Consider the following 541-nt stretch of genomic DNA (forward strand, 5'->3'; position numbering starts at 1 on the left):
CGCCACCTGCGCCAGGATCATCGGACCCGTACCACCTCTCCGGCCCGGGCGTCCGTCGGCCGCCCGTCACGCACCGCGACCCGCCCGGCGACCACCACGGCCGCCACCCCCCGGGGCGGCAGCAGCGGCCGCTCGAAGGTGGCCGCGTCCAGGACGGCGTCCGGGTCCAGCACCACCAGGTCCGCCACCGCGCCGTCGCGGACCACCCCGCGCCCGGCGAGCCGGAACCGCGCCGCCGGCAGCCCGGTCATCTTGTGCACCGCGCTCTCCAGCGACAGCAGCCCCTCGTCCCGGCCGTAGTGGCCGAGCACCCGGGCGAAGCTGCCCGCCCAGCGCGGATGCGGCCGCCCGGGCTTGGGCACACCGTCCGAGCCGATCATCGACAGCGGACTGGCCAGCACCCGGCGGACGTCGTCCTCGCGCATCGAGTGGCTGATGATGGTCACCTCCCCCTGTGATTCGAGCAGCAGGTCGCACACGTAGTCGACCGGGTCGACGCCGCCCGCGGCCGCCAGGTCGGCGATCCGCCGGCCCTCCGCCG

The 541-nt window shown here is 76.5% G+C and carries 1 protein-coding gene; it reads right to left on the bottom strand.

Annotation, left to right across the window (positions count from 1 at the left end; all coding sequences use genetic code 11):
- Nucleotides 1-17: 17 nt before the first annotated feature.
- A partial coding sequence (locus ABD308_RS19860) for an amidohydrolase family protein (protein WP_344337137.1) occupies nucleotides 18-541 on the bottom strand: 524 nt, incomplete at its 5' end.

Origin of the sequence: Kitasatospora putterlickiae, assembly GCF_039527695.1 — a bacterium.
In the GTDB taxonomy this organism is placed as follows: Bacteria; Actinomycetota; Actinomycetes; order Streptomycetales; family Streptomycetaceae; genus Kitasatospora; species Kitasatospora putterlickiae.